Origin of the sequence: Nonomuraea harbinensis, assembly GCF_019396385.1 — a bacterium.
Lineage (GTDB): Bacteria > Actinomycetota > Actinomycetes > Streptosporangiales > Streptosporangiaceae > Nonomuraea > Nonomuraea ferruginea.
Genome location: NZ_JAHKRN010000070.1, coordinates 1 through 26,477 on the forward strand (window position 1 = coordinate 1; position 26,477 = coordinate 26,477).

A 26,477-nucleotide genomic window follows, 5' to 3' on the forward strand; every position below is an offset into this window, starting at 1 on the left:
CCCGGCACCCCGTCAGTCATCGGATCCGCTGGTCACGGTGGCGACGTCGGCATCAGGCCCGCGCCCGTCGCTGTCATTACCAACGTCAGCGACGACTCATCGATCACTAAATGCGGCTGGAGTACTAGGAGCCTTCGCTGGCATCTAAGTGACCATGGTATTAGTCGGTCGAGCAGGAGGTTTGCTCCGCCTGCGAACGCAACGTCAGCAGTCTGGCCCGTTGCTGGCCAAGTGTCTCAGCCACGCGTTGCATCCATGGAAGTGCTGTACGACCAGTGGCTGAGGCAGCAGATCGGGACCGGCGATCCGGATCTCTGGCGATTCATGGTGAAGACCGTGGCCGAGGCGTTGTGTCGGCCGAGGCCGACAGCCTGTGCGGCGCTGCCTACGGTCGGCGCAGCGACGAGCAGACCTACTCTCGCAATGAGCGCTGATGCTTTTCCAACCTGATCGCGCTGGTCAGCATGGACGGTGCCGGGACAGGTCGGTATGAGAAGAGGCTCTCGGTAAGATAGCTGCCGAGACGGGTCCAGGCGCCGCCACCGACAGCGCGCTCGGCACGCCGGACGCGGATCAGCTTGGCCAGGCGGATCAGGGCGTGACTGGAATGCGGAATCGCGGCACGGTAAGACCTCAATGAGGCTCCTGTAGAGGCATCGGATTGTGGTCGACTACCGCTGGTCCTGACCCACCTGCGCAACGGCGACACCTACGCACGTCTGGCCGCGGGCTTCGCTATCGGCATTGGTACCGCCTGGCGCTACGTCGCGAGGCGGCCGACCTGCTCGCCCTGCTCGCCGACGACGTCCACGCCGCCATCTTACGCGCGGGCCGACTGGCCTACATCGTCCTGGACGGTACCCTGATCCCGATCGACCGGCTGGCCGACGAACGACCGCACTACTCCGGTAAACACCGACGCCACGGCATGAACGTGCAGGTCCTGGCCGATCCGGCCGGCGCGCCACCGGCCTGATCGATGCGCTGAGGGCCGCAGGGGTGAAGGCCTTCGCCGACAAGGGATAGTAAGGCGCGGGCGACAGCATCCGCACGCCGTTCAAAGCCCATCGGCTGCGGCCGCCTCTGTCACGGCATCAGCGCTCGGTCAACCGCGCACACGCTCGCATCCGCGCCCGCGGGGAATGCGCCGTTGCCACCTTGAAGACCGGGAAGGTCCTGACCCGGCTGCGCTGCAGCCCGCACCGCGCCACCACGATCGTGCAGGCCATCCTCGTCCTGCAGCTCATCGAGGAAGGCCGCTACTCAGGATGAAAGTGCTCAGTGCCGAGCTGTGGCCTGGTGGCGTCTGCTCGTCGGTGCGCCTCGTGCCCTCGGATCGCGGGCGGGGTCGGGCCCTGCGACTCATCGCCCCACCGCGGCCCCATCGCTTCGCCGCCCGTCCAGGTACCGCGGGAGAACCCGGCGGGAATGAGGGTGACTGGTCGGACAGTGCTTGTGTATGGACATGTCACTGCGCGCCCGGATACGTGACGGGGATGCCGAGGCGTTCGAGGTGCTCTTCGAGGAGATGGCCCGGCCGGTGTTCAGTCACGCCTTCCGATTGACCGGGGACTGGTCGGCCGCCGAGGACGTGCTGTCGCTGACCTTTCTCGAGGCGTGGCGGCTGCGGCATCGGATCGACGCCGACGGCGGATCCCTGCGGCCATGGGTGCTGGGGATCGCGACCAACGTGGCGCGGAATCTGCGCCGGGCGGCGAGGCGGTACGACGACGCCCTGGCCAGGATGCCCAGAGGCGATCCCATCCCCGACTTCGCCGACCAGATCATCGGCCGCATGGACGCCGCCGAGCAGCTGGCCGCGATCCAGCAGGCCTACGGCTCGCTGCGCCGCCAGGAGCAGGAGGTGTTCGCGCTCTGCGTGTGGTCGGGGCTCGACCATGCCGAGGCGGCCCAGGCGCTGGGCGTCGCCGTGGGGACCGTCAGGTCCCGCCTGTCCAGGGCGCGCAAGAAGCTGGAGAAACTCGCCGCGGAACGGCAACAGGCCTCCGGGTCGCGACAGGTAAAGGGTGACCACGACAGCGTGGTCCGGTCCGTACGGGAGGAGAACCGATGAACAAGGCCGAGCGCGAGTCCCTGGCCGGGTTGCTGCCGTTCGAGGCGGAACCGCAACTCCCGAACGCCCGGCGGCGTCTACTCAAGGAGTTCGTCATGGTGGAAATCCGCAGGTCGGCGGAGCGCCCCCGGCGGCGCCTGGTCCGTCCCGCCCTCCTGGCTCCCGCGCTGGCCCTGGGTGTCGCGGTGGCCGTGGGCGTCCCGGCGCTCCTCGGCGGTGGGACACCCGCGTACGCGGTGTCGAAGAACGCTGATGGGACGCTCACCATCACCATCAACCAGGCCAAGGACCCCAAGCCGCTGGAGGCCACGCTCCGAGGCATGGGAGTGAACGCGGTCGTCGACTACATCCCGGGAGGGAAGCGATGCTCGCCGCAGCCGCGTAGCACGAGTTTCCTGTCCCGGCAGGAAGCGCGGAACCCGGCCGACGGCAGGCCGTTCCACATCTGGCCGCCCAACACGGACGAACCGGGGTTCCGCATCGACCCGGCCGCGATCAAGCCTGGGCAGACGGCGGTGCTGGAGTTCAGCGTCTCCGCCGACGAGAAGACCGCCGGCATCTGGGCGAACATCTCCAACGGGCCCGTCGCCGCCTGCACGCTCGTGGACAGCGACGAGGCGCCGCTCGGCCCCCCGCCCGGCTGGGACGACTGACCGGGGGCACACACGATCAGCCAGGTCAGATGCGGTCTGACCTGGCTTTTTGCTTGTGCCGGTGGACAGGTCGCCCAGTACGGACGCGGTCCGGCAAGCTCGGCCGGTACAAGCGCGATGTAAGGATACGGATCATGTCAGATGCCACGCAGTACCCCCTGGAACCGGGCCCGGAGCAGGTGCGCCTGATGGGCGAGGCCGTGCTGGCCTTCGTCGAGGACTTCCTGCGCGACCTGCCGGAGCTGCCCGCCTTCGACCCGGCTCGCTCCGCCGCCCTGGCGGGGGCGCTGCGCGAGCCCGCCCCTGAGCTGGGCAGCCCGCTGTCCGGCCTGCTGTCCACGCTGCACGCGGCGGCCCGCGACGGCGCCGCCAGCGCCGGGCCCGGCTATCTCGCCTACGTGCCGGGCGGTGGCCTGTACGCCGCCGCGCTCGCCGACTTCCTGACCGCGGCCATGAACAAGTACGTCACCGTCTGGCAGTTGGCCCCGGCCTGCGCGCAGATCGAGGCCACGGCCGTCCGCTGGCTCTGCGACCTGTTCGGCTACCCCGAGGAGGCGCGCGGCATCCTCACCTCAGGCGGCTCCATGGCCAACTTCTCGGCCATCGTGACCGCCCGCGTCGCCCGGCTCGGCGAGAGCTTCCTCGACGGCACCGTCTACGTCACCGACCAGACCCACGCCTCCTGTGCCAAGGCGGCCCTGCTGGCGGGCCTCCCGCGCGCGCACGTACGGGCCGTGCCGGCGGGCGCGGACCTGGGGATGGCCCCGGACGCGCTGGCCCGGATGATCGCGGACGACCGGCGGGCCGGACTGCGGCCCTTCCTCGTGATCGGCAGCGCGGGAACGACGAACACCGGAGCGATCGACCCGCTCGCCGAGATCGCCGCCGTCGCCGGAAAGGCCGGGGCGTGGTTCCACGTCGACGCCGCTTACGGTGGCCCGTTCCAGCTCACCGAGCGCGGACGCGCCCGGCTGCGCGGCATCGAACTGGCCGATTCGATCACCTTGGATCCGCACAAGGCCCTGTTCCTGCCGTACGGGACCGGCGCGCTGCTGGTGCGCGACGGCGCCCTGCTGCGCCAGGCCCACCACATGGACGCCGCCTACCTGCAGGATCTCGGCGACGAGGACGACATCCCCAACTTCACCGAATACTCCCCTGAGCTGACCCGCGACTTCCGCGGCCTGCGACTGTGGCTGCCGATCAAACTGCACGGCCTCGACGCCTTCCGCCAGGCTCTGGACGAGAAGCTCGACCTGGCCGAACTGGTACACGACACGCTGCGCAAGAACGGCTTCGAGGTCCCGTGGCGACCGAGCCTGACCGCCGTCGCCTTCCGCTGGGTGCCCGAGGAAGGCGACGCCGACGCCTTCAACGCCGAGCTGCTGCGCCGCGTGACGGCCCGGGGCCGTGCTCTGCTGTCCAGTACGCGGATCGACGGCCGGTACATGATCCGGGTGTGCGTCGTCAGCCACCGTACCCACCGCGACCGGGTCGAGGAGCTCCTGGACATCGTCAGCGAGACCTGCGCCGCACTACGGGCCGAACACCCGGCGGGTCCCCAGTGAGCTTGCCGACTGTCGGCCCCGGGCAGGCGTAAGGCTCCGGTCGTAGGTGTGGTTGTCGACGCGGGGACGATGCCCTCCGTATGGACCGATGAGGTTCCGCGGTGGAGGCGGTCTCCATACGTACGAGCCAAGCAGCCGGCAGAGGAGACAGCAGTGGACGACATCGAACAGCAGACCGCGAACGGCAAGGTGCTCTGGCACTTCACCATGTCCCTGGACGGGTTCGTGGCCGGGCCCAACCACGAGATGGACTGGATGATGACCGGCATCTCACCCCAGCCGGGCGCGATCGAGGAGTACGTCGCGACCACCGGCGCGATCCTGGGCGGCCGGCGTGGCTGGGACGCCTTCCCGGATCCCCGCATGGTCTACGGCGGCGCCTGGACCGGACCCATCTTCGTGCTCACCCACCATCCGGAGGACGCCAAGCCCGCCGACGGCGTCACCTTCCTGGACTGTGACGTGGCCGAGGCGGTACGGATCGCGCTGGCGGCGGCCGGCGGGAAGAACGTCGAGGTGCATTCGCCGACGATCGGTGGCCAGCTTCTCGAACGCGGGCTGCTCGACGAGATCGACCTGCACATCGCGCCCGTGCTGCTCGGCGACGGCATCCGGCTGCTGGACCTCCCCGGTGGCCGGCCGCACTACCTCCACCGGGTCGGCGCCGATGACCCCACGGCCGAACTGGGTGTGCGGTACCGGCCGGTCAGGGCGTGACCGGCCCTGTATTCGATTCTCATACGCTTGAACTTTCAGAGCCTTCGCTCACGTACCATCGGCTGACGGATCCGCAGTAACGCCATATCGGTCGTGACAGGAGAATCCAACGAGCGGCCGACCCAGGAGTACGCTGGCCCTGCTGTCAGTGTGCATCCCGCCGTTCGTGCTGGAGGCCCGCATGAGCTCTCCGGATCCACGCCCTCATCTGGGCGGGGATTACTCCGGCATCGACCCCGGCTTGATGGACCTTTTCGAGCCGGCTCTCGGCCGTACGGGCGCGACCATCGAAAGCAGTGAACCGCAGATCAGGCGTACCCTTCAGCAGTTCGACCTGGACACCTCATATCTGACCGCGTTCAGAGAAGCCGCCAACTGGATCAGCGCGAAGCGTCCTGAATTACGTCGGCGCAAGGAGACCATCTCCGCCGAAAAGGCGGACTGGGGTGCTCCCGGCCAGGCAGTCAATGGAATGGTCGCGTTCGACGAGGCCCGCTACAGCAAGGCCTTCAACGATCCCGATGTCTACGCCGCTGTCAGCCACCTTTCCGCCGACGGCAAGATCAGCGACTCCGCCCTCGCTGCGCTGGAGAAGCGAGCGCAGGACCCGGAGTTCGCCACGAAGCTCATGCATGCCCTCGGCCCGGAGACTTACCTGGCGCTCATGCGCAGGACGGTGTCTCAAAGGGATGAGAAGCGCCTTGAAGCCGCTCTGAGCAAGGCTCTCGGCGCGGCGAGTCCCCGCCTGGGCGCCGACTGGCGGAAAAGCTTGACGGCCGACCTCGATCGGGAGGAGTATTTCGCGCTCGCGCGGGCGCTCAAACATGGGACGTTCGACCACGGCTTTCTGCTGTACGTGGCCAGGAAAGTGGATTCAGCGTCGCGGGCCGAAAAGGATCCGTGGTTCGCGGGCCGGCAGGTGAGAACGCCTTTGCCCGAGGCGATGTACCAGTCCGCGATGAAGGACGTGTTCGAGGCGCTGGGCCGGCATCCGAAAGCAGCCCAGGAATTCTTCGCCTACGACCGGTCGGCGCTGAGGTTCTATGTCATGGAGAAACCGCTGAAGGACGGTGGTGTGGCGCTGGGCCGGGCGCTGGAGGCGGCCACGATGACGTACCGCGACCATGCGGGCACCGCCCAGGACCCGTCCCGCGGCTACCTCTCGGCTGGACTCGCCTCCGACCTCGTGCATCTCCAATTTGAACGGATCAAGGCGGACGAGCGCCCTTCCTTGGTGGCTGCCGGGTCCATCGGGCGGATTCTGGCGGCGTACATATCTGACGTCAACCGGGTTGCCTTCGTCGGCCTCGAACAACCAGGCGTGTTCATGGAGGACTATCCGAACCTCCCAGGGCGGGAGGACTGGGGAGCACGGTTCAACAAAGGCGAACTCCGTGCCGTGATGCAGGAGGCGTTCAAGGAGGACGAGAAGGCATTCGGAGTGGTGACCTCGGCCCAAACGGCATGGAGCGACAGACTCCTCAACCATGGCGCCGGTCAGGTGGCCGCAGGTCAGGGCGCCGACAGCTTGAACACCGCAGGGTTGGAGATCGGTGCAGGATTCGGCCTGATCACCGACGCGGCCGGTCTCGCCCGTATCGAGAAAGGGCACGAGCTCGACGAGACCCAGAAACGGAACATGAAGATCCTCATGGCCGTGGTCAACACCGGTCTGGCTATCCCGCAAGCAGGGTCATGGCCCATCGGGGCGAGTGTGACGGGCGCGTGGACCGGCATGATCGAAGACGCTGTTCAGGGCAACGCGCGAAAGGAAGCCGTATTCGCCGCCAACAGCACCGTTGAACAGACTCGGTTCCTCGTCCATCAACTAACTGCTCAGGCCATGTTCAACCATGGTCTTTTCGGAGCGGCCGACCCACCCGCGAAGACTCACCCATGGGCGTCACTCAGCGACGTCGAACCCGGTGACGATCCGCGCAGCGCACCCAACAACTTCCTCAAGCCAGACGGCAAGACGCTGATGTCATTCGACGAGATGAGCGCCGGCGACGGTCGACGCTACGACGCCTACCACACCTGGCTCTATAAACGTCCTGAGGACAACCCGTGGAAAAAACTCGGAGTTCAAACCTCTCTCGACGACGGTTACACAACCGGATTCGCGCGGTACCAGTGATCAAAGTCAGTCGGATAGTCATCCTGGGATGCACCCTCATCAGTGCTTCCGCCTGCGTGGGCGGAACCGGCAAGGTCGACGCCACCCCACTGCCCACGGTTTATGCCCCACCCTACATATGCGATCACGTTCCCAAAGTCGCGGTCGAGCGGATGACCGGAGTCATCGATCCACTCGTTACCGGTTCTCTCCCTCTCCCGAGTGAGGACCGCCCCGTCGTGGGCGCTTGCTCTGCCTTCGAGCCGACCGGCGAGCGTCGGGCAGTACTCCGCATCATGCTTGACACCGGCGGAAGTCGTGGCCAGATAGAGAATCAGTTACGCGACGGAGTCTCCAAGCAACTACCGGAGATCATCCCCGGCGGCTTCGGCTTCTACACGGTGGACCTGAATGAGGAAACCCGGGCGGGCGCGATGCTGGTGAAAGGCAAGGCGCGTTTGTCGATCGAGCTCGTGAAGGGCGTCAAGGGTCGCGACAACGCTGCCGACGTCGTAGCCCTCATGAAGCTCATCGCCCCCCAGCTCATCCCGGCCGCCGGCACCGACGAGAATGGCTGACCTGATGACGGACATGGTGCCCAACCCGCTCTACGAAGCGTTACGCGAAGCGGAGCAGAAGATCACCCCGCTCATCGAGAACGCGACCCGGGCGATCGAGCAGTCCTACAAGGAGTTCCACTCCGGCCGAATCTGGGTGGGCCCGACAGCCAAGCTCTTCGACGCCCAGCTAGAACTCCACCGCTCCCGCGTCGTCCGCGCCGGCAACAACATCCTGGAGGACATACGCGAGAAGATGGCCGGCCTGCCACGCCAAGTGGACGAGAAGCAGGCGCTGGCCCTCACGCGACAGTACGACTTACGGTAACGGCCGCGCTGCCGAGACGGTTCACCCGCGCTCACCTGGGAAAGTCCCAGGTCAGAGCGGGCGCCGGATGCCGGGGGAAGTCCGCGCGACCGCCTCGGCGGACGGCCGGACCCACAGTCGCTCAAGGAGTTTCGATGACCGACTCGACGACGAACCGGTCCAGGCCGCGGGTCGGCTGGATCGGGACCGGTCGCATGGGAGTCGCCATGGCCGCGCGGCTCGCCGACGCCGGTGTGGACGTGACCGCCTGGAACCGCACCATCGCCAAGGCTGAGCCGCTCAAGGAGCACGGCGCGTCGGTCGTGGAGTCGCTCGCCGCGTTGCGCGACCGGGACGTGGTGTTCACGACGGTTTCCACGTCGTCCGTACTCGAACAGGTGCTGTTCGGCGACGACGGGCTGCTCACGGGTGAGGCGGCGCCGGGAGTCGTGATCGACTCCTCGACCGTGTCCGTGGAGTCGTCGGCCGAGGTCCGCCGGGCCTGTGAGGCGAAGGGCGTCGCCTACCTGGCCGCGCCGGTCAGCGGCAACCCCAAGGTGGCGCGGGCCGGTGCGCTCAGCCTGGTGGTGTCCGGTCCCCGGGAGACCTATGACCAGGTCGCCCACCTGCTGCAGTCGCTCGGCAGGTCCGTCACCTACGTGGGGGAGGGCGACACCGCCCGGCTGGTGAAGATCGCGCACAACCTGATGCTGGGCGTGGTGACCCAGACGCTGGCCGAGATCACCGTACTGGCGGAGAAGGGAGGCGTCCCGCGGCACGCCTTCCTGGCGTTCCTCAACGACAGCGTCATGGGCTCGGCGTTCACCCGCTACAAGTCCCCGGCGTTCGTGCACCTCGACTACACGCCGACGTTCACGCCGCGCCTGCTGCGCAAGGACTTCGACCTGGGCCTGGCCGCCGCCCGCGCCCTGGACGTGCCGATGCCGGTCACCGCCCTCACCGCCCAGCTCGTCCAGGCCAGCGTCGGCACCGGCCGGGTGGACGAGGACTTCGCCATCCTGCTCGACCTGCAGGCGACAGCCTCGGGGCTGGACCTCAAGCCGGAGGACGTCGCGGTGGACGACGGTCTCGGAGGCCGTTCATAACCGCCATGTCTGGATCACCTCATTTCGTACGTGCTCGGCCACCCGGAACCAGACCGATCCGACGGTCGTGTCCTGATCCGTGCCCCACGCGGTAGCGAGCAGGTCGACCAGCCAGAGGCCGCGGCCGCCGTCGTCGTCGGCGTCCGGCACGCGCATCGCCGGTGAGCTGGTGGTCGATCCACTGTCGCGCACCTCCACGCGGACGCCTTCGGCCTCGCAGGACACCTGTACGGTCACCGGACCGGCCTTAGTGATTCCCGAATCCGAGTGTGTGACCGCGTTGGTGACGAGCTCGCTCAGCAGCAGCACCACGTCGTCGAGCAGCGGGGCGGCCATGCGCCCTTCCCGCAGAGCACGTGCCCACTCCCTGGCCTCGGAGACGGACCTCTCCTCTCCGGGGAACTGCCGCAGCCAGGGACCGGTCAGCATGCCATCAGGCCGGGAAGCTCCGTGAGCCCTGATGGGGACACCTCCAGCCAGGTGACCGAATCTCTTGTACTGCTCGCTCGCTGTCATCGACGTCTCCCTCGACGTTTCCGCCCTCCGGGGATTTCTGCGACAGGCCCAAAAGGTGAAGCTCGGCCTTTCCCTGAGCGGAAGGTTCGCGTCTAGACTGCCTTTTCGTTATTGGGGCGGCGAGTGGTTCGGAAGTCCGAAACAGAAAGGCTCATGACACTCTCCGGTCTGCTCTGGACTGGATAGGGCGCGAAATCCAGCGGCAGGCAATTCGTCTATTTCGGGAGGAAATTCGATGGATGTTGTGCCGTCTCTTGATCCCGACGCCGAGCGGCTGGACCGGCTCTTCGGTACGCCCGACGGTGTTTCCTTCACCAGGCTCTACCAGCGCATCGTCGCCCAGCCCGGCGGCCCGGTCTGGTTTCGCAGCTGGGTCGAGGAGATCGAACCCACGGCCCGCATCCTCCGCTCCTGGGATCCCCTCCTGATCCCCGGCCTCCTCCAGACCGAGGCCTACGCTCGCTGCATCTTCGGTCAGGAACCCCGCATCACGGCCGAGGAAGTGGAGGAGCGAATTCAGGCCCGTACGCGACGGCAGCAAATCCTCGAACGGGAGAATGCTTTCACGTTCCTCGTGATGATCGACCTGGGGGTACTCCGACGCGAAGTCGGCGAGCCCGAAGTGATGCGTGAACAGCTTGACCGCCTGCTGAAGCGTGCTCGTCAGCCGACTGTCTCCATTCAGATCGTCGATCCGAAATGTCTGGCAGGCCTCATGGGCGCTTTCATGATCGCTGAGTTGCCGGATGGGCAGCCGGATGTCGTTCATGTGGATTCTTCGACCGAGGGTCAGATCACCACGGACCTCGATACTGTGACTGCGATCTGGAAGCGCTATGAGGCGATTCGGCTCTGGGCCTATCCTGAGCGCATGTCCCTCAGAATGATCGAAGAGGCGAGATGCGGATGGACTTGAGCGCTGCAGTCTGGCGGAAGTCGTCGCGTTCCGGGGGCAACGGCGGTCAGTGTGTGGAAGTGGCCTCCAACCTGCCCGGAGTAGTCGCCGTACGCGACAGTAAGAACCCGGACGGCCCCAAGCTGACCTTCACCCCCGCCGAGTGGAAGGCGTTCCTCGGCGGCGTCAGGGCCGGAGAGTTCGACTCCCTGGGCTGAACCGCCAGCCGCGATTTCCATCACCCCCTGGCAGTCACCGGTGCGACGTCTCCACGCACGCCAGGTCACTACATGAGAACGCTTCTTGAGGTCGGTGCGGCGGCGTTGGACCTGGATGGCCTGGGCGGCAAATCGGCGTCACTGTTGTCGAAGCCTCAAGAAAGATCGATGGTGAGACCGGAGGTGGCGATGCCGATCTCGCCGTCGTATTCGGCCTCAGCAGCGGCTCGCGCGGCTGTGGCGTCTGTGCCTGGCTGCAGGTGAGTCAGTAACAGTCGTCGGGCATCGGCTTCCTTGGCTTGCCGACCTGCCTGACGGGCGCTCGACAGGTGGCGCCGCGAACCCTGCGGGACCCGGTCCACGAAGGTGGCCTCGGCCAGGAGCAGGTCAGCGCCGTGCGCCAGGTCCACCACATCAGGGCTCGGGCCGGTGTCCCCGGTGTACGTGAGCACTCGCTCGCCCGCTGTCAGCCGTATGCCCGCATTGGGCACCGAGTGTGGCAGTAGACGGGTCTGCGCGCGGAACGGGCCGATGGCGATCTGGTCGCCGGCGTTGAACTCGTGCAGGACATAAGCGTCGGTCAGCATCCCCGGGCGGTCCAGCGCGAGCACCGCATCCAGGGCGCTGGGCAGCGAGTACACCGGCAACGGAGCCGGTGGGTCATCACGCAACGCACGCGCACGCAACAGCGGGTTCAGGTCGGCACAGTGATCGGGATGTCCGTGACTGATGAACACCGCGTCGACCTGATCGGCGGTGATCCTTTCCAGCAGCCGCGGCACCGTCGCATATCCAGGGTCGACGAGCAGCCTGAACCCGTCGTGCTCCACGAGGTAACCGCTGCAGGCCTGGCCCGCCGCCGGCCACGCGCCGCACCCGCCAAGGATCGTCAGCAGCATCCATGAACTCTAACGGCCGGCTCACCAACCATGGCGCCCGTATGAGCCGTGCGCGTTCGCAGAGGGCTGGTCGGCGTGCCTGAGCGCTTGCGAATCGGCCAAGCCGTAACTTTGCGCTGGTCGTACGTCATGGTCGAACCCCGAGCAAGATCCGGGAAGGCCGATGAAAGCGAATCGACAGCGTCCGGCATGCCCAGCCGGCCGCACCCTCGTCAGGCCGGACAGGTCCAGCGGGCGCATCGCACGCTGAGGGAACAGCTGCTTCCTGGCGGAACACACCGAAAATCAGTGAAAGGGACCGCATGCACACCGTTGTCTCCGGAGTGATCGCGGACGTGGTCGCACCCTCCGCGGCCCAGGCCGACCGGACCGGGGAGTTCCCCCGCGCCGCCGTCGAGGCCCTGGCCAAGGCCGGGCTGCTCGGCCTGACCAGCAGTGCGGAGGTGGGCGGCGGCGGACAGGGGCTCAGGGCCGCCGCCGAGGTCATCACCGAGCTCGCCTCCGCCTGCGGATCCACCGCGATGATCACTCTCATGCACTACTCGGCCACCGCGGCGATCGAGGCGCACGGCCCGGCCGAGGTGCGCCGGGCCATCGCGGAGGGCCGCTACCTGGCCATGCTGGCGTTCTCCGAGGCCGGTTCGCGCAGCCATTTCTGGGCGCCGCTGAGCACCGCCGAGGCTGACGGGGACGAGATCCGGCTCGACGCGCGCAAGAGCTTCGTCACCGCGGCGGGCGAGGCGGACGGCTACGTCTGGTCGAGCCGGCCCCTGTCCGGTGACGGCCCCATGACGCTGTGGCTGGTGCCCCGCGACGCGGCCGGGCTGAGGGTCAGCGGCTCCTACGACGGTCTCGGCCTGCGCGCCAACGCCTCCAGCCCGATGGCGGCCGAGGGGGTGCGCGTCCCGGCCGCCGCCATGCTGGGCGCGGACGGGGACGGGCTCGACATCGCGCTCGCCACCGTGCTGCCCACCTTCCTGGTGCTCAACGCCGCCTTCTCCCTCGGCGTCATCGAGGCGCTGGCGGCCAAGGCCCACGAGCACCTGGCCACGACCAACCTGGCCCACCTGGGGCAGCGGCTGGCGGACCAGCTCCCGGCGAGGTCCTCCTACGCCCGCATCCGTATCAGGGCCGACCAGACCCGGGCGTTCCTGAACGACACCCTCGCCGCGCTCGAATCCGGGCGTGAGGACGCCATGCTGCGGGTCCTGCAGGTCAAGGCCGTCGCGGCGGAGGCGTCGGTCGAGATCGGCGACGAGGTCATGCGGCTCTGCGGCGGGTCGGCGCTGCGGCGGGACCTCGGCATCGAGCGGCACTTCCGCGACGCCCTCGCCGCCCGGGTCATGGCTCCCACCACGGAGGCGCTGCACGACTTCGTGGGCCGCGTCTCCTTCGGCCTGCCCCTGCTCGACGGGGGCGCGTCGTGACGCTCGTCATGGGAGCGGTGGCCTACGACGCGAAGGTGGTGCCGATCTGGACCGGGTTCCGCTCCTGGCTCCTGCGCAACGGCCTGCCGTTCGACTTCGTGCTCTACTCCAACTACGAGCGTCAGGTCGAGGATCTCGTCGCGGGACGCGTCCACGCCGCCTGGAACTCGCCGCTGGCCTGGGTCCGCGCCCGGCGGCTGGCCGCCGCCGCCGGCCGCTCGGTGCGTCCCCTGGTGATGCGTGACACCGACCGCGATCTGCGCTCCGTCGTGGTCGTACGCGCCGACTCCGGCATCACCTCCCTGGACGACCTCAAGGGGCAGGTCGTGGGCACCGGAGCCGTGGACTCGCCGCAGGCCACCCTCCTGCCGCTGCATCACCTGCGCGTCGCGGGGGCGCGGTTCGAGGTACGTCGCTTCGAGGTGGGAGTGGGCCTGCACGGCGACCACATCGGCGGCGAGCGCGACGCCGCCCGGGCACTGCTGTCGGGCGAGGTGGCCGCGGCCTGCATGGTCGACGCCAGCCACCTGCTCTTCAGCCGCGAGGGCACGCTCCCTCCCGGCGCCACCCGGATCCTCGTCGGCACGGCGGCCTACGACCACTGCAACATGACCGTCGTCGACTCAGCGCCGGAGGAGCCCGTCCGGCTGTTCGGCGAACTGCTCACCGGCATGTCCTACGCCGACCCGGAGGTGCGCCCGCTCCTCGACCTGGAGGGTCTCACCGCCTGGGTGGCGGGCCGTACGAGCGGATACGGCGAGCTGGAGGCCGCGGTGGACGCCGGCGGCTTCTACGACCTCGCCGGCCGGATCACCGCCGAGGGTTACCGGCCGTGACGGTACGGGCCCTCGACCTGCGGGACGTGGGGTTCGACCGGGGGGCGCACCTCCTGCTGCGCCGGGAGCTGGCGCTGCTGCCCGTCGGCGGCCGGCTCGCGGTCGCCGATACGGACGAGGCGCTCGTCGTGCACCTGGCCGCGTGGTGCCGCAGGGAGGGCCACGAACTGCTCCCAGGGGACGAGCGTGACGGCCGGGTGCGCGCGTGGGTCGTCCGCGGCCGGGCGGGGCACGACCGGTGGGCCGGCGCGGAACGGGCCGGTGGATCGTCACCCGCCGGCCTGGTCGCCCGGCCCCCCGCGCACTGGGGGCTGGCGGCCCGTGGGGCCCTGGTGGAGTCGGGCGGCCCGGCGGTCCGCTTCGACTTCGACCGCAAGGAGACCGTGTGGTCCGAGCTGGCGCCGAAACTGTATCTGCAGGCGGTGGCCCGGCAGTGGGATCCGGTGGCGGCGGTCGACTGGGACACCCCGTTCGAGCTGCCCGCCGAGATCGAGGCGGCGGTCGTCCAGGTGATGACCTACCTGGTGGAGAACGAACAGGCCGCCCTGGTCATCCCCGCACGGCTGCTGGCCCGGGTGCACCCGCACTTCCGGGAGGTGATGCAGCTGCTGGCCGTGCAGGCGGCGGACGAGGCCAGGCACGTCGAGGTGTTCACCCGCCGGGCGACGCTGAAGGGTGAGGAGCTCGGGACCTCCTCTGCCGGCGGGCGCGCCTCCCTGATGACGCTGCTGGCCGAGCCCGACTTCTCCCTCGCCTCGTTCCTGCTGTCGGTGCTCGGCGAGGGCAGCTTCCTCAACCTGCTGTCCTTCCTGGACCGGTACGCGCCCGACCCGGTCACGCGGCGGATCGTGGCCCTGGCCCACCAGGACGAAGCCCGTCACGTGGCCTTCGGCATCGCTCACCTGGAGGAGCAGGCCCGCGCCGATCCCGCCTTCCGGGGCACGCTCAGAGGAGCGATCGAGCGGCGGCACGACGCGCTGGCCGACACCGCCGGCATCAACGCGGACGTGCTCGACGCCCTGACCGTGCTGGCGGCCGGTGAGTGGAGTCCCGCCGCGATCGCCCGGGGGCACGCGGCGGTCCAGCTGCTCCAGACGGAGATGCTCGAAGGGCGCAGGAACCGGCTGGTCCGTCTCGGTTTCCCGGCTGACGAGGCCGCCGACCTGGCCGCCCTGCACACCCGCAACTTCATGTGAGAGCGGGTCAGCGGCGGCGGGAGGCGCACTTCACGCAGGTCTTGATGGCCGGGAGGATCTGCAGGCGCTCGATGGGGATGCGTTGCCCGCACCTCGCGCACGTCCCGTAGGTGCCGTCGCGTAGCCGCTCGGAAGCGAGGTCCAGCTCGGCGAGGTGGGTCAGGGCCTGTTCGAGAAGGGCCTGGACGTGGGCCCGCTCGAACGCCGTGGACGTGCCCTCGGGGTCGTGCTCGTCGTCGGAGGCCGTCAGCGCCGACGAGGTGACGATCTCGTCCCGGTCGCGGCCCAGCAGGGCGATGCGCTCCGTGGTTCTGCGGCGGTCGGCGTCGAGCAGGTCTCGTATGGTCGCCTGTTCGGAGGGGGAAAGCGCGGCGTCCCGATCGTGTTCGGCCATCACGGCTCCTCACCTTCCCCACCAGATTATTCGCCGCCCCTCCCTGGAGATGACCTGGGCTGGCGCCATCGCCCGCGAAGACCACGGCCAGCGCACCTCCGGGGTGCGTTCCATGAACCGCGCGTACGGCTCGAACGCCCGCTCGACCTCCGCCCGTTCGCTTCCGCCGAGCGGTGAGAGCGGCTGAACGGCGATCCGTACCCCGCTCTTCGTGAGGGTGCGTGTCCAGGTGGCCACGACCCGGCCGGCGCGCACCACGGTGGAACGGAAGACCCCGTTGCCACCGGGGATGATGGCCGCCTTGTGCTCGTCGGCGACCATGAGGGAGCGGTCCTTGTAGCCCAGCAGGTATTCGTCGAACCCCGGCAGCACGAGCACCTCGTCGTCGCCGGCCGGGGGAGGGGCGGTGTCGAGGAGCGCGGCGTCGACGTACGTCTCCACCCCGTCGACGGTCACCCGGGCCAGCGCGTCGCCGGCCACGGCGATGCCGCGTTTGGCGTCGGCCGCGGTCAGGCCGGTCCAGCCCGCGAAGTCCTGCCGGGTGGTCGGCCCGCGGCCGCGGAAGTAGCGCAGGGCCATGGTGCCCAGCGCCTCGTCGCGCTCCGGCCGGTGCGGGTCGGGGACCCACTCGTCGAGCAGCACGAAGCTCTGCTCGTTGCCGATGTTGGGTGCGATGCACAGCAGGCCCCGCTGGCTGGCGTACCACAGCAGGTGGTAGCCGCGCTGGCCCCCGGTGTCGATGCCCTTCTCGGCCAGGGCGGCCAGGCACTCCGACCGGCTCAGCCGCCCGCCGCCGGCCAGGGCCGCGCCCAGCACGTCCATGGCCTGGACGGCGGTCTCCTCCGAGAGGCCGAGTTGCTCGCGCCGCCTCGCCGCGCCGTTCAGCACCCGGACGCCCATCAATTCGAGCATCCAGCGGGCGTCGCGGGACGGGACGAAATGGATGGTGCCGCGCATCGGCCAGGTGCGCAGCGCCTCACGCCGCTCCAGCGCGGCGGTGACGTCGGCGGCGGTGTTTCCAGGCAGTCGCGCGCCGAACGACCACAGACCGCTGGCCAGGTCCTGCGCCTGCATCGCCCCGAGCCAGGCCACCACCTCGGCCACGCCCGTCGTCCGGTCGGCGCCGCCGGACGACGCTCGGAGCAGCAGGCTGGACATCCGCAGGCCGAGCGCCTGTTGGGGGGAGAGTTCCACCGGTCAACCGTATCCTTCGCCACCGACAATCCCGCCGAGGTGATCGCTCGTCGTCCCGCCCGGAAGGGGGTGTGCGGGCGGGTCTTACTTGCGGGCGGCCTGAACCCCTGGGTGTACGTCAGGCCGCCTGCGGCCCCGGACCCTCCGACCGGCGGGGCGGCTCATCGGGCCAGGCCGGCGAGCAGGCGGCGCCACCGTTCGAGCGACTCCCCGCGGCACCACCGCTCGGCCGTCCAGGACACGGGCGGCACGCCCCGGCGGGAAAGGGTCCGGCGGCGGATCTGGTAGACGCCGCCGCAGGAGACCAGCTCGTAGGCGGTCATCCGGCAGGAGCAGGTGTACGCGACGACCCGGCCGTGCCCGAGGCCCTGCTCGATCCACCACAGCGCCATACGCTCTGGGCGTGGCGCGGCCGGATGCGGGGAGATCCCCGGGCAGTCCTCGTCCGTGAGGACATCGGGCGAAGTGAGAACGACGGCGGACGCGGTCACGGCGCCGTCCATACGGCTGGGCACGCCTGCTCGGCGATGCCCTCCTGCTCCGCGATGACCTGGCACAACCCCACCAGGTCGTCGGCGTCGACCGTACGATGTGCGCCCGCGTCCTCAAGAGCCCGGGGGAACGGTCGCTCGCGCGTCGCCCAGAACCGTCCGGCGTCGCTGCGCATGATCCGCCACCCGGCGAACACCGGGCGGGCGGCGGCAACAGTCCTATCGTGTGTCATGGGTCAGGACCACCATCCTGATCAAGGGGTCCGTGCGGCGGTACCAGCGCCTACGGACCCCGGTTTTCGATCGCGTCACCTCCGATTACAACAGCGAGTAATTCTTCGATCACAGATGCGATCGGGGGACACTAAGGGTGGTCAGAACGTCCCCCAGGTCTGACAGCGAGGTGCTCACGATGGTGACCGAACTTCCGGCATGGGCCGTACGGCTGCGCGCCGAGCGCCGCAACCGGCTCTGGAGCCAGAAGGACATGGCCCGACGCCTGGTCGAGGCCGCCGGCGACGACGTACGCGCCCGGCTTCCCTCCCGGGAGAGCATCGTCCGCCGCATCAAGGCGTACGAGGCCGGGCACAACCAGCCCGACGACCCTTACCGCCTCCTGTACGCCCGCGCCTTCGGCCTCACCGAGGACGAGCTGTTCGAGTACAACCCCCGAAACCTCGGGTTCGCTGGTGACGATGAGTGGAACGCCCTGGAGCTGTCTCGCCGTGCCGCCGCCACTGAGGTGGGGCAGGACACTCTCGAACGGCTGGAGGCGGCGGTCGACGACCTAGCCGTGGCCTACCACCGAACGCCGCCCCACGAGCTGCTGGTCCGCGTTCGTCGCCATCTCGATTACGTCTCCCAACTCCTGGACGGCAAGAAGACGCTCATCGAGCACCGACGGCTGCTGGTGACCGGCGGCTGGCTCTCGCTTCTCGCCGCAACCTGCCTCATCGACCTGAACCGGTTCCCGGCCGCAAGGGCCCGGCTGCGCACGGCCGCTCAGCTCGCAAAAGAGACCGAGCATCGTGAGATCGCGGCATGGTGCCTGGAGACGGAGGCGTGGCACGTCCTGATCGACGGCGAATACCGGCGGGCCCTGACGCTTACCCGGGCGGCACAGCGGGTGGCGCCCAGGGGCAGTTCAGCGTACATCCAGGCGGCCGCTCAGGAGGGCCGGGCCTGGGCACGCCTGGGCGCCGCCCGTGAGACCCGCGAAGCGCTGAACGTGGTGGCCCGGCTGGTCGCTCCTCTGCCGACTCCGGACAGGCCCGAGCACCACTACCGCTACGACCCGGCCAAGTCCGACGCCTATATCGCGACGACCCTGTCCTGGCTCGGCGACTCCGCGGCCGAGTCGTACGCTCGCGCGGTGCTCGCCCGGCTGGAGTCCGACGGCCCTTCACGGCCGCGCCGCGCCCTCGCCGCAAGGCTCGACCTGGCTCACGCACTCCTGACCGCCAAGCCCGACGAAGCCGGGCACATAGCGCTCACCGCCCTCACCAACCCGCACCTCGTACCTTCGCACCATTGGCGTGCCACAGAGGTGATCGGAGCGTTGGAAGCCCGGCGGGCACCCGAGGCCAAGCAACTACGCGAGGCATACCGTGAGCTCTGCGGCTCTGTCGTCCAGCGTTTTTGATTTTTCAGCTCGCTGAAGTGCAGTCGCGTGAGGCTTCTGTTCCGCTTGCGAGTGATTGTTCGCTTTTCGCGTGAGGTGGGCTCCTCCTGTGCGTTGCCGAGTTGCGAAAGATCAGCAGCTCGAAAGGAACCCGGTGCCTCTGCGCGCTGATCTCCTGCGGCGATTTCGACAATTATTTGGCTTTATCTGCAGCAAGGACACGAGCGGAAACACAACAGTGCCTCCCGGAACCGGTCCGGGAGGCACCGTCGGCGAGGGGTCAGGCCGCCACGTGAACGCGCTCCGTGCGGCGCTCGCGGGCCGGGACCAGCCGGGCGCCCAGGGCGCGGGCGCCGATGACCATGGCGGCGGCGGCCAGGACGATGTCCTTGAAGATGTACTGCGCCTCCAGGGTGGGGGCGCCGGGGAACAGGTCGGTGAAGAACAGTGCGTACGGTGCGAAGAAGCCGGCCAGTGCGCCGGTCATCACGACCAGTCCGGTCTTCAGGAGTCTGCCGGTCACCAGGGTGAGGCCGATGAAGACCTCCATGCCGGCGATCACGAGCTGGGCGGCGTAGCCCGACAGCATGCCCAGGGACAGCTTCTCCAGCGTGGCCACCGAGAGGGCCTCGGCCGGGCTGACTCCCGGGAAGAACTTGAGCGTGCCGAAGGCGACGAAGACCAGGCCGAGGCTGACGCGCAGGATGTCGATGCTGTGCCTGGACAGCCAGGTGGTCAGCTTTGAGGTCGCGTTCTCGATCATTTCTTTCTCCCCGTCGGTGTCGTTTCCGTCTGGATCCAGACTGGCGAGACGGCCGGCGGAGAACATCCGGCGACGGGAGGCAGTCGGTCTACGCCTTCACAGGTACGGCGGGTCACGCGCCTACTGCCTCACGCCTAAGGGTCCGCCCTAGGGGGAGGTCCGGTCCGATCCCCTAGGGCGGCGGGCGTAGTTCGCGATGGGACGCCCGGCGGACGCGCCGGCGCCGGGCCGAGCAGGACTCTGGGCTCACCGTCCCTTCGCAGAAACGGGAGTCATCATGTTGCGCTTGCTCATGGCAGGTGTCCTGGCCGTCGATCCGCACGTCGTCGACTGGATCGACAAGAACGCCCAGCAGCAGGTCACCAGGGAGGCGATCGGCGCGGCCACCGTCGTGGGCCTGGGGGAGTCCAGTCACGGCACCCACGAGGAGGCCACGATCAAGTTCGGCGTCCTGCGCTTCCTCGTGGAGGAGATGGGGTTCCGCTCGATCGCGTGGGAGGAGGACTGGACGACGAGCGTGCGGGTCAACCGGTACGTCCTGACCGGCGAGGGCGACCTCGACGCGCTCATGGGCGAGCTGACGACGACGTGGCGGAACCGCGAGGTGCGCGACGTGCTCGCCTGGCTGCGGGCGTACAACGCGGGCCACGACGACAAGGTGCGGTTCGTCGGCGTGGAGTACTACGCCACCCGCTCCCTCGCCTACGACGCCGTCTCCTCGTACGTGACCGAGGCCGCCCCGCAGCGGCTGGGCGAGCTGCGGCGGCACCTGCGGCACATCCGGCCCCGCCACGAGGACGCCGGGGCCAACCTGAGGTGGTACATGGGGGTGACCGACAAGCGGCCCTACATCCGTCACGCCCGCGCGGTGTACGAGCTGGTCGAAGGGCTGCCCGGGAACGACCGGCAGCGGCTGGCCCTGCACCACGCCCGTCAGATCCTCTCCTGGTACGAGGCGTTCAGCCTGCCCTTCGAGGACGTCTACGCCTACCGTGACGCCCGCGCGGCGGAGAACCTGCGCTGGTGGCAACGCCGCACCGGCGACAAGGTGGCCTACTGGGCGGCGAGCGCGCACACCGCCGCCGCGCCGGGCCTGCGGATGGTGCTCGGGGGCGAGGCGGTCGCCTTCGACAGCGCGGGCTCCTACCTGCGCCGCTGGTACGGGGACCGCTACCGCTCGATCGGCGTGCTGTTCGACCACGGGAGGCTGAGCACCGGTGACGGTTGCGGCGTGGCCACGGCGCCGGTCCCGCGCCCCGACCCCGGCTTCGCCAACCGCGTGTTCGGCGACGTCGGCCGCGCCCAGTACGTCGTGGACCTGCGCGCCAAGGCGCCGGAGGCCGTGCGCGCGTGGCTGCGCGCGCCGGCGAAGGTACGCGGTTACTCGGACTACGTCCCGGCGGCGGCGCAGAAGTCGTACATGGAAGGCGGGTCGCTGGCGCAGTGGTTCGACGTGATCATCCACCGGCAGGTGATCACTCCCTGCACGCCCCTCTAGGGGGCGGCGCTGTCCATCCGGCGGCTTCCCGTTCGTCGTCATGCGGTACGCACCCTTTCGTGAAAGGACCGGACCCATGACCGCCCAACACCGCCGAACCACGCTCCTGCTGAGCTGCGGCGCGCTCGCCGGGGCGCTCTTCCCCGTCGTCTCGTTCGCGCAGGCCTTCACCCGCGAGGGCTTCGACCTGCCCCGGCACGCGCTGAGCTCGCTGACACTAGGCGATCTCGGCTGGCTCCAGATCGCGAACTTCGTGGTCACGGGCTTGCTGGCCGTCCTCTTCGCGGCCGGTATCCGGCGGGCGCTGCACCCCGGACGGGCGGGCACGTCCGGGCCGGCGCTGGTCCTCGTCTACGGCGTGGGCATGATCGGCGGCGGGATCTTCGCCCCCGACCCCGCCCTGGGCTGGCCGGTCGGCGCCCCCGAGGGTCTTCCCGGGCACCTCAGCGTGAACAGCCTCCTGCACACGGTCTTCGCGGCCGCGGCGTTCCTGTCCCTGATCGCAGCCGGGCTCGTGTTCGCCCGGCGGTTCGCCGGTCAGGGACGCCGCGGCCGGACGGTGTACAGCGCCGCGACGAGCGTCGCCACCTTCGTCCTCACGGTGCCGCCGTGGAGCGAGGACAGCGCGAGCCTGCGGTTCGCCGCCGCCGCGGTGATCATCTCCAGCTGGCTCGCCGTCGTCTCCTGGTGGTTGCGCGCCGGGTCTCAGGCGTTGTCGTCGCCGTACTGCGCCGCGATGTCCTCGGAGGAGGCCCAGCGGCTGTAGGTGGGCGACTGCGGCCAGCCGTCGGGCGAGTCCTGCCACTCCTCCTGCCGTCCGTACGGCAGGAGGTCGATCAGCGCGAAGGTGTGGGTGAGCTGCTCGGTGCCCCGGCCGTTGGTGTGCCAGGTGCGGTAGACGGTGTCGCCGTCGCGCAGGAACACGTTGACGGCGAAGCCTTCGCCGGGCGGCGCGCCGACGTCGGCGCCGAACGGGCTGTTCGCGGTGGAGTACCAGGTCATCTTGTTGCCGACCCGCCGCTTGTAGGCGAGTGCCTCGTCGATGGGGCCCTGGGTGACGATGACGAACCGGGCGTCGTAGTCGTCCAGGAACTCCAGCCGGGTGAACTGCGAGGTGAACCCCGTACAGCCCGGGCACTGCCACTCCTTGCCCGGGAACCACATGTGGTTGTAGACGATCAGCTGGCGCTTGCCTTCGAAGACGTCCACCAGGCGGACGGGTCCGTCCTCGCCCTCCAGTGTGTAGTCCGGCATCCGCACCATCGGCAGGCGGCGGCGCTGGGCGGCGATGGCGTCGAGCTCCCGGGTCGCGGCCTTCTCCCTGACCCGCAGCGCTTCGAGCTCACGCTGCCAGGTGGCGGCGTCGACGACGGGCGGTAGTGCTTTCGTGTCCATGTCTTCTCCCTGCTTGCCGTGTCCGAAACTTGCCGTGTCCGAAAGAGGTAGACCTGCCCCGGCCGTCGAATTCATCGGCAGGCGTTCCTCACGTTTCGGTAGGAATGCCGCCAACCGCGATCCTTTAGGGTGCAGGCGTAGAGAGGATCTTGGCGGCGGCCGCGGCGGTCCTGGGCGAGGAGGTCAGCGGGCCGGTCGATCTCGGCGGGAGTTCGCGCAGCCACGTCCTGAGGTGTGCGACCCCCGGCGGAGGCACCGTGGTGGTCAAGGCGTACCGGGCGCACTGGGAGGTCGCCGAGCTGCCCTACTACCCCGCCTACCGGTAGGCGGGCGGCCTCTCGCGCTACAGCATCGTCTGGCGCAAGCCACAGGACTGAGCCGGGCGGTGCGTGCGATTGGCCGTCCTTCGCGCGCGCGGCTCCGATATCGTGACCACGCTACGTGAGCAGATCGGCACGATTAGACACGTTCAACCCCGCTCGGGCTCTGCCCGCCCCCACCGAGGAGGATGTGTGAGCTCACTCCCCACGCGTATGGCCGACCGCTGGGAGAGACGGCGACCGCAGGACCGGCTCTACTGGCAGGTCCTGCTGGGGGATGACCCGGGCGCGCGGGCCATCGTCCAGGAGGCCCACGACCGCCTGGCCGGCGTGCCCGGCCTCGATCGGGTGCCGCCCGAGTCCGTGCACCTCACCACGTTCGTCGCCGGCCGCTCGGACGAGATCACCGGCGACCAGGTACGGGTGATGGCCCAGGAGGCGGCGGGCCAGCTCGCCAGGGTCGAGCCGTTCACCGTCACGCTGGGCCGGGTGCTGTACCACCCCGAGTCGGTCGCGCTGGAGGCGCGGCCGGTCGAGCGGCTCCGGCCGCTGCTCGAAGCGGCGAAGTTCGCCACGCGGGCGGCGACGGGCCGCGACGGCGTCCTGGACCACGAGCCGTGGACACCCCGGGTCACGCTGGCCTACAGCAACTCCGACGGCCCCGCGGCCCCCGTCATCGACGCGCTGGGGGAGCGGCTGCCGGACCGTGAGGTGACGATCCGCAGCATCCACATCGTCGACCAGGAGGCGGCGTTGAGCTGGCGCCCGGTGGCGGAGGTCCGGCTCGGCGCGTCATGAGGCCGTCCTGGAAACCGCCCATAGGGTGACGATTGATCTGTGAAAGCGCGTGCAGTTGAATACTCGGGTGCGAGCTGGCCGAGTGATCTCCCCGGTTCTGGTGGGCAGGGAGAAGGAGCTCGCCCGGCTCGTCGCGCTCGTGGCCACCGCGCCCTCCGTGGCGGTGATCGAGGGCGAGGCCGGCATCGGCAAGTCGCGCCTGGCCGCCGAGCTGCTCGGCGACCCGGCCGTGGCGGGGATGCGGGTGCTGAGCGGGTCGTGCGTGCAGATCAGGGAGCCGTTCCCGCTGGGGCCGATCGTCGAGGCGCTGCGCGGGCGCGCGCCCGATCTGGCCGGGGCGGAGCTGACGCCGGTCGCGGGAGCGCTGCGCGACCTGCTGCCCGAGCTCGCCGGAGTGCTGCCCGAGAAGCCCCGGCTGCCCGACGACCGGGCGGCCGAGCGTCACCGGCTCTTCCGAGGGCTCGCCGAGGTCATGGCCGCGCTCGGGCCCGCCGTCCTGCTCGTGGAGGACCTGCACTGGGCGGACGGGCAGACGGTCGAGTTCCTCACTTACCTGATGTCCGTGCTGCCCGGCACGCTCCGCGTGGTGCTGACGTACCGGGGCGAGGAGGCGCCGGCGGCGGTGCGCGCGATCACCGCGCGGACAGCCGACGCGATCAGCGCGGCACACCTGGTGCTGCCGCCGCTCGACGCCGCCCAGACGCGGATCATGGCGTCGGCCATCCTGGAGGCCGACCAGGTGACGGCCGAGTTCGCCGAACACCTCCGCGCGCGGGCGTCCGGCCTGCCGCTCGCCGTGCAGGAGCTGCTGGCGCTGCTGCGCACGCGGGGGACGCTCATCAAATGGGAGGGCGGATGGGCGCGGCGCGCGCTCAACGAGCTGGACGTGCCGAGCGGCGTCCGCGTCACGGTGCGCGAGCGGGTCGCGCAGCTCTCCGACGGGGCCAAGCGCGCCGCGGAGCGGGCGGCCGTGCTGCGCACGCCGGTGCCCATCGAGGTGCTCGCCGACGGTGACGCCGGGGCGATCGACGAGGTGCTCGGCTCGGGGCTGTTCGCCGAGACGGGCGGCGCGGTGGGGTTCCGGCACGTGCTGGCGGCGCAGGCCGTCTACGAGGCGATCCCGCCCGGCCGCCGCCAGGCGCTGCACGCCGCCGCCGCGGATCTCGTACGAGGGCTTCGACCGGTGCCGCTGGGCCGCCTGGCCCACCACCTGCGGCACGCCGGACGGGCCGAGCAGTGGGTGGAGACCGCCATCGAGGCGGCCGACCAGGCGTCGAGGCTGGGCGACGACGCCGAGGCCGCGCGCCTCCTGGAGGACGTGCTGCGCGACACCGACCTGCCGGCGGCACGGCGGGCGGAGCTGACGGTGAAGCTGGGCTGGGCCGCGCTGGAGCTGCTGCGCCCGCCGTCCGTCGCCGACCTCATCACCGGCGCGCTGGAAGGGGATGTGCCGCGCCCGCTCCGCGGCAGGCTCCGCTTCCTGCTCGCCCTCCACCTGGAACGCACGCGGACGGACATCGCGCGCATCGGCGACGCCTTCGCCCAGGCGGTCGAGGACCTGGAGGAGGAGCCGGGGCTGGCCGCCTGGGCCATGGTGGGAGTGGGCCGCCCGCCGAGCGACCTGCCGCCCGCCGAGAGCAGGGCCTGGCTGGAGAGGGCGCTCGCGACCCTGCCCGCCGTCGGCGACCCCGCCATGCGGATGCTGGTGCTCGGCAAGATCGCGATGATCTTCGTGGTGATCGGCGATCCGCGCTGGGACGGGCTGGCGGAGGACCTGCTGCGCGAGACCGGCGGGCGCGGGCTGCTGCGCCGCGAGGTCAACGCCTACCGGTCCATCGGGGGCGCGGCCCTGTTCAGCGGTCACCACCGCAAGGCCCGCCGCCTGCTGGCCGCGGCGATCGAGGACGGGGCCGAGCCCGATCTCCGCGGGCGGCTGGAGCTCCGCTGCCTGGTGAACCTGGCCGCCGCCGACTACTTCGACGGCTCGTGGGACGGGCTGGCGGCGCGGCTGGAGGAGCTGCGCGGCCATTTCGGCGACGAACCGCACGAGCGCATCCTGGTCGACATCGTGGCCGCCTGCCTCGGCGCGGTGCTCGGGCGGCAGGAGGCGGCGCTGCCGCCCCTGCTCGACGCGATCGCCATGGCCCAGTCGCGCGGCCAGTTCGACGACCTCGTCCTGCCCATCAGCATGCTGCTCAGGCTGGCCGCCGCGCGCGGCGAACCGGAGCAGGCGATCGCGACGGCCGCGGAGGCGGCCTCCCATTGGGAGGCGGGCGGGCTGTGGCCGGTGGCCGTCCGCGCCCTGCCCGCGCTGACGGAGGCGCTGCTGGCGGCCGGCCGCGCCGCGGAGGCGGCGGACGTGATCGACAGGCACGCGTCCCGGCTGGCCGGGCTCGACGCGCCGCTGGCCGGACCGGCTCTCGGCCACGCCCGCGGCCTGCTGGCCGCCGACGGGGGACGCGGCGCCGAGGCCGCGCGGGAGTTCGCCGCGGCGGCCGAGGCGTTCGAGCGGGTCCCGGCGCTGTACGAGGCCGCGCAGGCGCACGAGCACGCCGCCGCCTGCCTGTTCGCCCTGGACGACCCCGAGGCCGCCGTCCACCTGGGCCGGGCCGTCACGCTGTACGGCGGGCTGCACGCCCGCTGGGACCTGGACCGCGCCACGGGGCTGGGCCGCCGGTGGGGAGTCCGCCCGCCCGCGCCCGCGCAGAACGGCGGCGACCAGGCGCTGTCGGCCCGCCAGGAGCAGGTGGCCCGGCTGGCGGCGGAGGGGCTGACCAACCAGGAGATCGCCAAGGAGCTGTTCCTGTCGCCGAAGACGGTGGACAAGCACGTCAGCGCGGCCATGCGCAAGGTCGGGGCGCGGTCGCGGACGGAGCTCGCCCGCCACCTGAATTCCTAGATTGGGGATTTTTCCCCAT

27 protein-coding genes and 1 pseudogene are annotated in these 26,477 nt (G+C 70.0%); 20 read left to right on the plus strand and 8 right to left on the minus strand.

The window, feature by feature from the left end; translation table 11 throughout:
• Window positions 1-677 precede the first annotated feature (677 nt).
• From KME79_RS40400 to KME79_RS40440, 9 genes and pseudogenes are all read left to right on the plus strand, one after another.
• A pseudogene (locus tag KME79_RS40400) lies at window positions 678-1,272 on the plus strand (transposase family protein); the annotation flags it as partial.
• A 187-nt stretch (window positions 1,273-1,459) separates the two neighbouring features.
• Window positions 1,460-2,074, plus strand: coding sequence for an RNA polymerase sigma factor (locus KME79_RS40405; RefSeq protein WP_246641240.1), 615 nt, complete (start codon window positions 1,460-1,462; stop codon window positions 2,072-2,074).
• Window positions 2,071-2,727 (plus strand): hypothetical protein, encoded by a 657-nt coding sequence (locus tag KME79_RS40410; protein ID WP_219551222.1) that lies wholly within the window; start codon window positions 2,071-2,073, stop codon window positions 2,725-2,727. The genes KME79_RS40405 and KME79_RS40410 overlap by 4 nt, the downstream gene beginning before the upstream one ends.
• Before the next feature lie 134 nt (window positions 2,728-2,861).
• The gene (locus KME79_RS40415; protein ID WP_219551224.1) at window positions 2,862-4,295 is read left to right on the plus strand and encodes a pyridoxal phosphate-dependent decarboxylase family protein; all 1,434 of its coding nucleotides are present in this window, start codon (window positions 2,862-2,864) and stop codon (window positions 4,293-4,295) included.
• A gap of 153 nt (window positions 4,296-4,448) precedes the next feature.
• Window positions 4,449-5,012 (plus strand): dihydrofolate reductase family protein, encoded by a 564-nt coding sequence (locus KME79_RS40420; RefSeq protein ID WP_219551226.1) that lies wholly within the window; start codon window positions 4,449-4,451, stop codon window positions 5,010-5,012.
• Window positions 5,013-5,193: 181 nt separating this feature from the next.
• Window positions 5,194-7,149 carry a hypothetical protein gene (locus tag KME79_RS40425; RefSeq protein ID WP_219551228.1) on the plus strand — a complete coding sequence of 652 codons (1,956 nt, stop codon included), beginning with the start codon at window positions 5,194-5,196 and terminating at the stop codon, window positions 7,147-7,149.
• Window positions 7,150-7,424: 275 nt separating this feature from the next.
• Entirely contained in the window at window positions 7,425-7,706 is a 282-nt protein-coding gene (locus KME79_RS40430) for a hypothetical protein (protein WP_219551230.1), read from the plus strand.
• A gap of 4 nt (window positions 7,707-7,710) precedes the next feature.
• Complete coding sequence (locus KME79_RS40435; protein ID WP_219551232.1) at window positions 7,711-8,013, plus strand: hypothetical protein; 303 nt, start codon at window positions 7,711-7,713, stop codon at window positions 8,011-8,013.
• 134 nt (window positions 8,014-8,147) lie between these two features.
• Window positions 8,148-9,098 (plus strand): NAD(P)-dependent oxidoreductase, encoded by a 951-nt coding sequence (locus KME79_RS40440; RefSeq protein ID WP_219551234.1) that lies wholly within the window; start codon window positions 8,148-8,150, stop codon window positions 9,096-9,098.
• Here KME79_RS40440 and KME79_RS40445 read toward each other — a convergent pair.
• On the minus strand, window positions 9,093-9,527 hold the full coding sequence (locus KME79_RS40445; RefSeq protein ID WP_219551236.1) for an ATP-binding protein: 435 nt from the start codon (window positions 9,525-9,527) through the stop codon (window positions 9,093-9,095). The two genes, KME79_RS40440 and KME79_RS40445, sit on opposite strands and share 6 nt — an antisense overlap.
• A gap of 322 nt (window positions 9,528-9,849) precedes the next feature.
• On the opposite strand from KME79_RS40445, the gene KME79_RS40450 reads away from it, so the two are divergent.
• Window positions 9,850-10,530 (plus strand): DUF5753 domain-containing protein, encoded by a 681-nt coding sequence (locus tag KME79_RS40450; RefSeq protein WP_219551238.1) that lies wholly within the window; start codon window positions 9,850-9,852, stop codon window positions 10,528-10,530.
• Window positions 10,521-10,727, plus strand: coding sequence for a DUF397 domain-containing protein (locus KME79_RS40455; RefSeq protein ID WP_219551276.1), 207 nt, complete (start codon window positions 10,521-10,523; stop codon window positions 10,725-10,727). The genes KME79_RS40450 and KME79_RS40455 overlap by 10 nt, the downstream gene beginning before the upstream one ends.
• 155 nt (window positions 10,728-10,882) lie before the next feature.
• Here KME79_RS40455 and KME79_RS40460 read toward each other — a convergent pair whose 3' ends face one another.
• Window positions 10,883-11,626 carry an MBL fold metallo-hydrolase gene (locus tag KME79_RS40460; RefSeq protein WP_219551240.1) on the minus strand — a complete coding sequence of 248 codons (744 nt, stop codon included), beginning with the start codon at window positions 11,624-11,626 and terminating at the stop codon, window positions 10,883-10,885.
• 302 nt (window positions 11,627-11,928) lie between these two features.
• On the opposite strand from KME79_RS40460, the gene KME79_RS40465 reads away from it, so the two are divergent.
• The 3 genes from KME79_RS40465 to KME79_RS40475 are packed head-to-tail and all read left to right on the plus strand — an operon-like array spanning window position 11,929 to window position 15,085.
• Window positions 11,929-13,053, plus strand: coding sequence for an acyl-CoA dehydrogenase family protein (locus KME79_RS40465; protein ID WP_219551242.1), 1,125 nt, complete (start codon window positions 11,929-11,931; stop codon window positions 13,051-13,053).
• Complete coding sequence (locus KME79_RS40470; RefSeq protein WP_219551244.1) at window positions 13,050-13,889, plus strand: phosphate/phosphite/phosphonate ABC transporter substrate-binding protein; 840 nt, start codon at window positions 13,050-13,052, stop codon at window positions 13,887-13,889. The genes KME79_RS40465 and KME79_RS40470 overlap by 4 nt, the downstream gene beginning before the upstream one ends.
• Complete coding sequence (locus KME79_RS40475) at window positions 13,886-15,085, plus strand: ferritin-like domain-containing protein (RefSeq protein ID WP_219551246.1); 1,200 nt, start codon at window positions 13,886-13,888, stop codon at window positions 15,083-15,085. The genes KME79_RS40470 and KME79_RS40475 overlap by 4 nt, the downstream gene beginning before the upstream one ends.
• A 7-nt stretch (window positions 15,086-15,092) precedes the next feature.
• Here the strand turns inward: KME79_RS40475 and KME79_RS40480 are convergent, their stop codons facing one another.
• The 4 genes from KME79_RS40480 to KME79_RS40495 all read right to left on the minus strand — a co-directional run bounded on the left by KME79_RS40480 (window position 15,093) and on the right by KME79_RS40495 (window position 17,397).
• The gene (locus KME79_RS40480; RefSeq protein ID WP_219551248.1) at window positions 15,093-15,479 is read right to left on the minus strand and encodes a TraR/DksA family transcriptional regulator; all 387 of its coding nucleotides are present in this window, start codon (window positions 15,477-15,479) and stop codon (window positions 15,093-15,095) included.
• Between the two features lie 9 nt (window positions 15,480-15,488).
• Window positions 15,489-16,673, minus strand: a complete 1,185-nt coding sequence (locus KME79_RS40485; protein ID WP_308249226.1) for a winged helix DNA-binding domain-containing protein — start codon at window positions 16,671-16,673, stop codon at window positions 15,489-15,491.
• 161 nt (window positions 16,674-16,834) lie between these two features.
• Entirely contained in the window at window positions 16,835-17,065 is a 231-nt protein-coding gene (locus KME79_RS40490) for a hypothetical protein (protein WP_219551250.1), read from the minus strand.
• A gap of 95 nt (window positions 17,066-17,160) precedes the next feature.
• Window positions 17,161-17,397, minus strand: coding sequence for an SH2 domain-containing protein (locus tag KME79_RS40495; protein ID WP_219551252.1), 237 nt, complete (start codon window positions 17,395-17,397; stop codon window positions 17,161-17,163).
• A 179-nt stretch (window positions 17,398-17,576) separates the two neighbouring features.
• Here KME79_RS40495 and KME79_RS40500 point away from each other — a divergent pair, with 179 nt between their 5' ends.
• Complete coding sequence (locus tag KME79_RS40500) at window positions 17,577-18,806, plus strand: helix-turn-helix transcriptional regulator (protein WP_219551254.1); 1,230 nt, start codon at window positions 17,577-17,579, stop codon at window positions 18,804-18,806.
• Window positions 18,807-19,065: 259 nt separating this feature from the next.
• On the opposite strand, the gene KME79_RS40505 is transcribed toward KME79_RS40500, so the two are convergent.
• The gene (locus KME79_RS40505) at window positions 19,066-19,548 is read right to left on the minus strand and encodes a DoxX family protein (RefSeq protein WP_219551256.1); all 483 of its coding nucleotides are present in this window, start codon (window positions 19,546-19,548) and stop codon (window positions 19,066-19,068) included.
• A 277-nt stretch (window positions 19,549-19,825) separates the two neighbouring features.
• Between KME79_RS40505 and KME79_RS40510 the strand changes: the two genes are divergently transcribed.
• Entirely contained in the window at window positions 19,826-21,046 is a 1,221-nt protein-coding gene (locus KME79_RS40510; protein WP_219551258.1) for an erythromycin esterase family protein, read from the plus strand.
• Between the two features lie 76 nt (window positions 21,047-21,122).
• Window positions 21,123-21,812: a DUF998 domain-containing protein gene (locus KME79_RS40515; protein ID WP_219551260.1), complete on the plus strand. Its 690-nt coding sequence runs from the start codon at window positions 21,123-21,125 to the stop codon at window positions 21,810-21,812.
• Here KME79_RS40515 and KME79_RS40520 read toward each other — a convergent pair.
• Complete coding sequence (locus KME79_RS40520) at window positions 21,752-22,441, minus strand: DUF899 domain-containing protein (RefSeq protein ID WP_219551262.1); 690 nt, start codon at window positions 22,439-22,441, stop codon at window positions 21,752-21,754. The two genes, KME79_RS40515 and KME79_RS40520, sit on opposite strands and share 61 nt — an antisense overlap.
• A 149-nt stretch (window positions 22,442-22,590) precedes the next feature.
• Between KME79_RS40520 and KME79_RS40525 the strand changes: the two genes are divergently transcribed.
• The 3 genes from KME79_RS40525 (at window position 22,591) to KME79_RS40535 (ending at window position 26,458) form a co-directional block, all read left to right on the plus strand.
• Window positions 22,591-22,767 (plus strand): hypothetical protein, encoded by a 177-nt coding sequence (locus tag KME79_RS40525; RefSeq protein WP_219551264.1) that lies wholly within the window; start codon window positions 22,591-22,593, stop codon window positions 22,765-22,767.
• A 186-nt stretch (window positions 22,768-22,953) separates the two neighbouring features.
• Window positions 22,954-23,559, plus strand: coding sequence for a 2'-5' RNA ligase family protein (locus KME79_RS40530; protein WP_219551266.1), 606 nt, complete (start codon window positions 22,954-22,956; stop codon window positions 23,557-23,559).
• A gap of 82 nt (window positions 23,560-23,641) precedes the next feature.
• Complete coding sequence (locus KME79_RS40535; protein ID WP_308249227.1) at window positions 23,642-26,458, plus strand: helix-turn-helix transcriptional regulator; 2,817 nt, start codon at window positions 23,642-23,644, stop codon at window positions 26,456-26,458.
• Window positions 26,459-26,477 lie beyond the last annotated feature (19 nt).